This is a genomic window from Pseudomonas sp. NFACC02 (assembly GCF_900110765.1).
Taxonomy (GTDB): Bacteria; Pseudomonadota; Gammaproteobacteria; order Pseudomonadales; family Pseudomonadaceae; genus Aquipseudomonas.
Map to the genome: position 1 here is coordinate 1 of NZ_FOEO01000080.1, position 8,418 is coordinate 8,418.

The following is an 8,418-nucleotide window of genomic DNA, read 5'->3' on the forward strand; positions in this document are numbered from 1 at the left end:
ACCGGCAGTAAAACCGGTGCATGCGGAGTACCTGGCACAACGAATTGCCTGATTTTGCTGCCGCTGCGCGCCAGATCGTCCGGATGCGGCCCAGAGACAAGCCACGCTCCTACAGTTTCGGAGTGAATCAGCAGCAGGCGGCATACCGATCAGGCGTCCCTATGACAGGCTTATGACGAGCGAAAATGCTCGAGCGTATTGATCTGCTGTCCGTCTCTAAAGTTATCCACAGCCAGCCATGCCTTGAACGCTTTTTCCAGCGTTGGCCATTCGCTGTCCAGAATCGAGAACCACGCGGTGTTGCGGTTCTTGCCTTTGACCACCATGTGCTGACGGAATATGCCCTCGAACCTAAAGCCAAAGCGTTCCGCTGCACGCATGGAACGGGCGTTGTCGGCGTTGCACTTCCATTCCAGGCGACGATTGCCCAAGGCGAATGACTCCTTCGCGAGCAGATAGACCGCCTCGGTGCTCTTGGGTGTTCGTTGCATCGAGGCGCCAAAGGTGACGTGCCCGATCTCAATTCGACCTTGAGCGGGAACGATCGACATCAGACTCAGAAAACCATCGAGCGCTCCGGTCTCCTGATCGACCACCGCGTAGAACCACGGGTCGGTTGAAGTGTGCAGACCTGCGAGGTAGTCGTCGAAGGCGCCCCGCTCGGTGAACGGGCCAACGGCCAGGTAATCCCAGAGTTTCGGATCGGCGCCGGGGCCTTCCAGCGCTTGCCACAGCCCGTCCGCATGACGCGCTGCGTCGAGTTTTTCCAGGCGAATGAAGCGTCCTTCCAGCGTGCGTGTGTCCGGCAGCTTCGCCGATTGCCAGTGTTCAAGGTTCGACATGATCGGATTCCAGTCCTACAGCGGTTTGCGAAATTGAATGTAACCGGGGCGTTCGGCGATACGTTCATACAGCTGAATGGCGGTGGCGTTGGTTTCGTGGGTCAGCCAGTGGACCTTGTCGGCTCCGCCGTTTCCGGCCGCAACATAAACGTACTCGATCAGCTTGCGGCCGACGCCTGTGCCGCGTTGCTCGGGCACGACCAGCAAGTCCTGCAGGTAGCAGGAATAGTGGATGCTCCAGTTCGAGCGATGAAAGATGAAATGCACCATGCCGATGGCTTTGCCGTCTTGCCAGGCGAGCGCCGCGTGAGTGGGTTCATGGCTGTCCAGAAAGCGCTGCCAGGTGCTCTCGGTCACGGCGTCCGACAATTCGGTTTTATAGAACGTCAGATAAGCCTTCCACAGCGGCAGCCAGGCGTCATGGTCGGCGGCGGTAACGGGGCGGATTTCAACGTCAGACACGGGGTTCTCCTTGGCTCATCAAGCGAGCGATTTCCTGATCGTGTTGGTCCGGGCTGGTCGCCAGACCTTTGCTCACGCCGGCGATGTCTTCGGCGCTTCGGTTCTGGTTGAGCTTGCGCTTGCCTTCCAGGCGTTCGATGGGAATGGCAAAGCCGACGATGCCGTTGAGCATTTTCTGAATGTAGTCCTCCGGCGCGTCGCTTACGGCCCAAGGCTCGGCACGAGCTGCCTCGTGTTTGTCGGTCAGACCGCTGACTACGCGCAGCAGACGCTCGGGATCGGTGAAGACCTCGGCGCGGCCGTAAGCGTGGACTGCCAGGTAATTCCAGGTCGGGACGACTTTGCCGTGTTCGGCCTTGGCGGCGTAGAAGGACGCACTGACGTAGGCATCGGGACCTTGGAAGATCACCAGCACTTCAGTGCCCAGCGCCAGTGTTTTCCACTGCGCGTTGGCTTTGGCCAAGTGGCCGGTCAGCATGCCGTGAGCGCCGTGCGCGGGATCAAGCAGCAGCGGGACGTGGCTGGCTTGTAAACCGGTTTCGTCAAAGGTGACCAAGGTCGCCAAGCGCGTGCCATCGATCTGACGGTGCAGGCGGGCAAGATCCTCGTCGCTGAAATGGCGGGGTATGTACATGAGATTTTCCTTGGCGATTGGCCTAATCGTAGGCAGCCTATTGGTCTGTTGTAAGAACCATTAATGATCAATTTCATAGGACCAATGCAATGCCCGTTGCCACGCCCTCATTGACCTTCGATTTCGCCGGTATTGAACTGGACCGCCGCAAAGGTCTGAGCCGTCAGCTGTATCAGGCGCTACGTGAACGCATCCTCGACGGACGTTTGAGCAGCGGGACGCGTCTGCCTGCGAGTCGTGATCTGGCGGCGGCGTTGTCCATTTCCCGCAACAGCGTGATGCGGGCCTATGACCAGCTTTACGCTGAAGGCTACACCCATGGCCGCGTTGGCGACGGCACCTATGTCGCACAACTGCCGAAGAAACCGACGCCCGCGATAAAACTATCCACAAAAGTGTCCACAGGGTTATCACCAGGCTTATCAACAGGTTTATCCACAAAATCTCTTGATAAAGCTGGTAATTTATCCAGTCAAGTTATCCACAGCGCTTCCATAGACCTGTTGGAGCGGCACCATTTGAGCGCTCACAAAACCGGTTTGCCGCGCGCTTTTCGCGTCGGCATTCCTGCTTTCGACCTGTTCCCGTTTGACGTATGGGGCAAGCTCCACGCGGCTTTCTGGCGGAAACCGGGTTTGCATCAATTGGGTTACGGCGATCCGGCAGGTGAGTGGCGGCTGCGTGAACTGATCGCGGTGTATTTAAGAACGTCTCGTGACTTGCACTGCACCGCTGAACAAATTGTGATCACCAGTGGCGCGCAACAGGCGATAGCCCTTTGTGCACAGTTGCTGTTGAACGACGGCGACGGCGTAGCGATTGAGAATCCGGGGTATCGCGCGGCAGGCCACGCCTTTGCGGTTGCAGGCGCGAAGTTGTTCGGAATGCCGGTGGACGCTGAAGGCATGCGGTGCCCTGATTCGAGCGACGGCCGCTGCAAGGTGGCTTATGTGACACCGTCTCATCAGTACCCGTTGGGCGTCACGATGAGCCTGGCGCGTCGCCTGGATTTGCTGGCTTGGGCTGAACGGGCACAAGGCTGGATCGTCGAGGACGACTACGATGGCGAATACCGCTACAGCGGCGCGCCTCTGGCACCGCTGGCGGCACTGGACCGACACGGGCGCGTGCTCTATGTCGGGACCTTCGGCAAGGTTGCCTTTCCAGCGTTGCGTCTGGGGTATCTGGTGCTGCCGCGCCATCTGGTCAAGCCTTTCAGCCAGCGTCGTGCGCTGGACATGCGGCATTCGGAAATCGGCACTCAGGCGGTCATGGCCGAATTCATCGCGTCGGGTCATTTCCAACGGCACATCCGTCGCATGCGTCGCGCGGCGTTGAGTCGACGCGATGCCTTGCTGGCGGCCTGGCCCGAAGACCTGCGCGGTTGCCGTCCCATGCCCAAACCGCTGGCGGGTTTGCACGTGTCGGTGGCCGTTGAAAGCCGGGCCCGGGAGCAGGAACTCGTCGCCAAGGCAGAAAGCGTCGGCGTTGAAGTGGCACCTTTGAGCGATTACTGGTTGCCGGATTCCGATACGCCTGTGGATAACCGAGCGGGGTTGGTGCTGGGTTTTGCGGCGGTGCCGGAAGCGGACATTGCGTCGGCGCTGGAAAGGCTGCGTGGGGTGTGGCTGTGAGATGCGCACATTGTAGGAGCGTGGCTTGTCCCGCGATCGGCGACGGAGTCGTCGTAAAACCTGGCAATGCATTTTGCCTGATGCATCGCGCTCACCCAATCTACGACGACTTCGTCGCCGATCGCGGGACAAGCCACGCTCCTACAGAAAAGCGGTAAACCGTTGAGCGTAGAACGGCCGGCAGCGGGGTTATACTCGCGCCCATTGCAACCATTCCCTGAGATACGTCCATGAGCCTTCCTCTTTCTGCGACGCCGGAACGCAAGTTCGGCACGCCGTTGATTGCCTTTGCTTTATTGGTGATCGGTGCTTTGTTTCTTCAGTCCGCTGTCGGCGGCAAGCAGGTGCTGCTGTTGATCGTCGGCGCGGCGCTGGGTCTGACGCTGTATCACGCGGCGTTTGGTTTCACGTCCGCCTGGCGGGTATTCATCAATGAGCGTCGCGGTGCGGGTTTGCGCGCGCAGATGGTGATGCTGGCCATCGCGGTCGTCCTGTTTTTCCCGGCCCTGGGGGCAGGCACATTATTTGGCACACCGGTCAACGGGCTGGTAGCGCCTGCCGGCGTTTCCGTGGTCTTCGGTGCGTTCATTTTTGGCATCGGCATGCAGATGGGGGGCGGTTGTGCGTCGGGCACGTTGTTCACCGTGGGCGGTGGTAATGCGCGGATGGTGGTGACGCTGCTGTTTTTCATCATCGGTTCGGTGGTTGCGACCCATCACGCCGACTGGTGGTTTTCGCTGCCCTCGTTCCCGGCAACCTCCATCGTAAAAACCTTCGGTGTAATGCCCGCTCTGATCATGAGCCTGGCGCTGTTTGCCGTGATTGCGCTGGTCACCATCACCCTGGAGAAGCGCCGCCATGGTGAGCTGGAGGCGGCAGTCACCAGCGAGCATGTAGGTTTGCGTCGTTTCCTGCGCGGCCCATGGCCATTGGTGTGGGGTGCCGTTGCGCTGGCGTTGCTCAACTATGCCACGCTGGCGTTGGCTGGCCGTCCTTGGGGCATCACCTCAGCCTTCGCCCTGTGGGGCGCGAAAGTCGCCAGCAGTCTGGGTGTGGATGTTGGCAGCTGGGTGTTCTGGCAGATGCCTGCCAACGCCAAGGCGCTGGCCGCGCCCGTATGGGAAGACATCACCACGGTTATGGACATCGGCATCATGCTGGGGGCGGCGGTGGCAGCGGGGCTTGCAGGACGTTTTTCGCCGAGCCTGAAAATCCCGACCCGGTCACTGATCGCGGCGGTGATCGGCGGTTTGCTGCTGGGCTACGGTTCGCGCCTGGCGTACGGCTGCAACATCGGCGCGTACTTCAGTGGTATCGCGTCGGGCAGCCTGCATGGCTGGTTGTGGCTGATTGCAGCGTTCGCGGGTAACGCTGTGGGTGTACGGATTCGCCCGTTCTTCTTTGAAGGTGAGCGTCGTCCGGTTGTTTTGAGCGGCTGCTGATTTTAGACACCAAATTGTAGGAGCGCGCTTGCCCGCGATTGCGGTGTGTCTGCACCACAATTGCTGACTGACACGCTGCAGTCCTCCGGATGCGACCCAGACCAAGCGCGCTCCTGCAGGTCTTGATTACCGACCGATCTGCTCCTTCGCCACCTTCGCGATGTTCTCGGCGGTAAACCCGAACTTCGCCTGCAGCTTATCAATCGGAGCGGAGGCGCCGAAGGTGTTCATGACAATCTTCGCGCCGGTCTGGCCGACATAACGGTCCCAGCCCACGGGGCCGGCCTGTTCCACGACCACGCGCGCCGTCACATTTGGCGGAAATACGCTGTCGCGGTAAGCCTTGTCCTGATCCTCGAACAGTTCCCAGCTCGGCATCGATACGACACGCGCCGCAATGCCTTCAGCCTTGAGTTTCTCGAACGCCTCGACAGTCATGCCAACCTCGCTGCCCGTGGCGATCAGGATCACCTCCACTTTGTCTTTCACCGCATCGGCCAGCACGTAGGCGCCTTTGGCGACGTTTTCTGCGCTGGCGTAGATCGAGCGGTCCAGGGTCGGCATGGGCTGGCGGGACAGCACCAGGCAGCTGGGGCGATGGGTCTGCGCCAGCGCGACTTTCCAGGCTTCCGCGGTTTCATTGGCATCACCCGGACGCAACGTCAGCAAGCCGGGCGTGGCCCGCAATTGCGTGAGGTGCTCGATAGGCTGGTGAGTCGGACCGTCTTCGCCGACACCGATGGAGTCGTGGGTAAAGACGAACACCACCGGCAGTTCCATGATCGACGCCAGACGAATCGGCGGCTTCATGTAATCGCTGAACACCAGGAAGGTCGAGGTGTATGGCCGGATGTAAGACAGCGCCAGCCCGTTGGCAATCGAGCCCATGGCGTGCTCCCGGATGCCGAAATGCAGGTTACGGCCGCTGTAGCTGCCTGCCTCGAAGCTGCCGGCACCCTCAAACGTCAGGTTGGTCTTGGTGGAAGGGGACAGGTCCGCCGACCCGCCAATGAGCCAGGGAATCTGCTGGGCGAAACCGTTGAGGACTTTGCCGCCCGAAGCGCGCGTCGCGAGTCCTTTGGCATCGGCGTCGAAGCTGACCGCCGTGTTGCGCCACCCCTCGGGCATCTCGCCCGCGCGCATGCGGTTGAGTTCGTCGGCCAGTGCCGGCTGTTCTTTCTCAAAGCGGGCGAAAGTCTCTTGCCAGGCGTCGTAATCGCCGCCGTTGCGGCTCAGCAGCGCATCGCGCAAGTAGTGACGCGCCTCGTCGGGCACCAGGAAGCTGCTGTTTTCATCCCAGCCATACGCGTTCTTGGTCAGCTTGATTTCATCTTCGCCCAGCGGTTCGCCGTGCGCCGACGCAGTGTTGTGCTTATTCGGAGAGCCATAGCCGATCACGCTGTCGACCACGATCAGGGTCGGCGCATCGTCGGTCTGCTGGAAGGTTCTGATCGCTTTCGCGAGCGCTGCGGCATCGTTGGCGTCTTTCACATGCAGGGTTTTCCACCCATAGCCTTCGAAACGCTTCTGCGCATCATCGCTGTAGGCAAGTTCCGTGTGGCCTTCGATGCTGATGGTGTTGTTGTCGTAGATCCAGCACAGGTTCGACAACTTGAGGTGACCGGCCAGTGAAGCCGCTTCCGCGGTGACGCCTTCCATCATGTCGCCGTCGCCACACAGCACGTATACGTTGTAGTCGAAGAGCGTGGCGCCCGGCTTGTTGAATCGCTCGCCCAGCCAGCGCTCGGCCATCGCCATGCCCACGCTGTTGGCGCAGCCTTGGCCCAACGGACCAGTGGTGGTCTCAACGCCTGTGGTCATGCGGTATTCCGGATGGCCTGGGGTCTTGGAGTCCATCTGGCGGAACTGTTTGATGTCCTCCAGGCTCACCGCAGGTTGACCGGAAGGTGTGCCGTGCTCGTCGATCTCGACCACGCCCGCCAGGTGGAGCAGCGAGTAGAGCAGCATCGACGCATGACCGACCGACAGCACGAAGCGGTCGCGGTTTGGCCAGTCAGGATGTTCCGGGTGGTAGCGCAGGAAATCTTTCCACAGCGTGTAGCCCACCGGTGCCAGCGCCATGGGCGTGCCAGGGTGACCCGAATTGGCCTTCTGTACGGCATCCATCGCCAGGGTGCGAATGGTGTTGATGGTCAGTTGGTCGCGTTCGCTGTGTTCTTCGACGGAGTGAGAGGTTGAAGACGAGCCCATTACATTCTCCTCGTGACAAGTGGCTTTAGCATCCAGATAGGTGTTGAGCACCCGTGCGACCGGTTCGTTCCATGAAATCTCTGTCACCCGACCGGGGCGATTGATTTGTCGCTGAAATGTTTCAGGTGCGAACCAAGCGGTTCATCTGCATTCGAATGGCATTGAGGTCGGCGCGTTGCCTGGCCGATGACAGACAGACGGGGGTGGCTTTTGCAGGAAACGATCATCAAGAAGTACCGGGCCATGATCAGGACCTTCACCTACATTGGTTGGTCGCTGTTCTGGCTGTTGATCTGGGACGTGATTGTCACCGCTGATTTCATGCTCTATCTGGAGCGGAAAATCACATTGCCTTCCATGCCGTTGACCTTGCTTGGTTCGGCATTGGTGGTGCTGACCAGCTTCCGTAACTCCAGCGCCTATAACCGCTGGTGGGAAGCGCGAACGTTATGGGGCGCCCTGGTCAACAATTCACGCAGTTTCGCGAGACAGGTGCTGACGTTGATCGACGACGAGAGTGAGCTGAATCCGGTCAAGGCCGTGCTGCTGCGCCGGCATGTGGCCTACGTTGAGTGTCTGTCGGCGCATTTGAAGGGAAGCGATTGCGGCGAAGACGTGACGGCCATGATTCCTCGGGAGGAATATGAGCGTCGTAAACGCACCAATAACTTTCCCAACGACATCCTGAATGAGTCCGCTGCGATCCTCGCGGCGGAATACAAGGCTGGCCGGCTGGACAGCATTCGTCTGGAGCGGCTTGAGGCGACACTGGTCGAGATATCCAATTGCCAGGGCGGCATGGAGCGCATCGCCAATACGCCATTGCCTTATCCGTACGTGACCTTTCCACGATTGTTCATCACGTTGTTCTGCATCATCGTGCCGATCGGCCTGGTGGAAACATTGGGCTGGTTCACGCCGCTGGCCTCGACGGTGGTGGGCTTCATGCTGCTCGCCATCGAGAAAATCGGCTCCGACCTGCAAAGCCCGTTCAAGGCGTCTGAACACGAGATTCAGATGAAGGCGCTGTGCGACAACATCTCGGGGAACCTGAATTCGATGTTGCGGGACGCTACTGAGAAGCAGCGCTGACAGTTGGATCGTTCCCACGCTCCGCGTCACTAGTGTCCGGTAAAAACCGAAGGGGGAGCTTGCTCCCCCTTGCTGTTGGCCGCCTTCAGTCATAATCGGAT

At 59.9% G+C, this 8,418-nt stretch carries 7 protein-coding genes; 3 read left to right on the plus strand and 4 right to left on the minus strand.

Features of this window, described 5'->3' with window-relative positions; translation table 11 throughout:
* Positions 1-170: 170 nt before the first annotated feature.
* Genes BMY73_RS27500 through BMY73_RS27510 form a run of 3 tightly spaced genes read right to left on the minus strand, consistent with a single transcriptional unit; the run spans position 171 to position 1,938 of the window.
* The gene (locus BMY73_RS27500) at positions 171-842 is read right to left on the minus strand and encodes a GNAT family N-acetyltransferase (protein ID WP_092411070.1); all 672 of its coding nucleotides are present in this window, start codon (positions 840-842) and stop codon (positions 171-173) included.
* A 15-nt stretch (positions 843-857) separates the two neighbouring features.
* On the minus strand, positions 858-1,304 hold the full coding sequence (locus tag BMY73_RS27505) for a GNAT family N-acetyltransferase (RefSeq protein ID WP_092411072.1): 447 nt from the start codon (positions 1,302-1,304) through the stop codon (positions 858-860).
* Positions 1,297-1,938, minus strand: a complete 642-nt coding sequence (locus BMY73_RS27510; RefSeq protein ID WP_092411074.1) for an FMN-binding negative transcriptional regulator — start codon at positions 1,936-1,938, stop codon at positions 1,297-1,299. The genes BMY73_RS27505 and BMY73_RS27510 overlap by 8 nt, the downstream gene beginning before the upstream one ends.
* An 89-nt stretch (positions 1,939-2,027) precedes the next feature.
* Between BMY73_RS27510 and BMY73_RS27515 the strand changes: the two genes are divergently transcribed.
* Both BMY73_RS27515 and BMY73_RS27520 read left to right on the plus strand, forming a co-directional pair.
* Complete coding sequence (locus BMY73_RS27515) at positions 2,028-3,572, plus strand: MocR-like pyridoxine biosynthesis transcription factor PdxR (RefSeq protein ID WP_092411076.1); 1,545 nt, start codon at positions 2,028-2,030, stop codon at positions 3,570-3,572.
* Positions 3,573-3,802: 230 nt separating this feature from the next.
* On the plus strand, positions 3,803-5,014 hold the full coding sequence (locus BMY73_RS27520; RefSeq protein ID WP_092411078.1) for a YeeE/YedE family protein: 1,212 nt from the start codon (positions 3,803-3,805) through the stop codon (positions 5,012-5,014).
* Between the two features lie 126 nt (positions 5,015-5,140).
* On the opposite strand, the gene tkt is transcribed toward BMY73_RS27520, so the two are convergent.
* On the minus strand, positions 5,141-7,225 hold the full coding sequence (gene tkt / locus BMY73_RS27525; protein ID WP_092411080.1) for a transketolase: 2,085 nt from the start codon (positions 7,223-7,225) through the stop codon (positions 5,141-5,143).
* Positions 7,226-7,435: 210 nt separating this feature from the next.
* Between tkt and BMY73_RS27530 the strand changes: the two genes are divergently transcribed.
* Positions 7,436-8,317, plus strand: a complete 882-nt coding sequence (locus BMY73_RS27530) for a bestrophin family protein (RefSeq protein ID WP_092411082.1) — start codon at positions 7,436-7,438, stop codon at positions 8,315-8,317.
* Positions 8,318-8,418 lie beyond the last annotated feature (101 nt).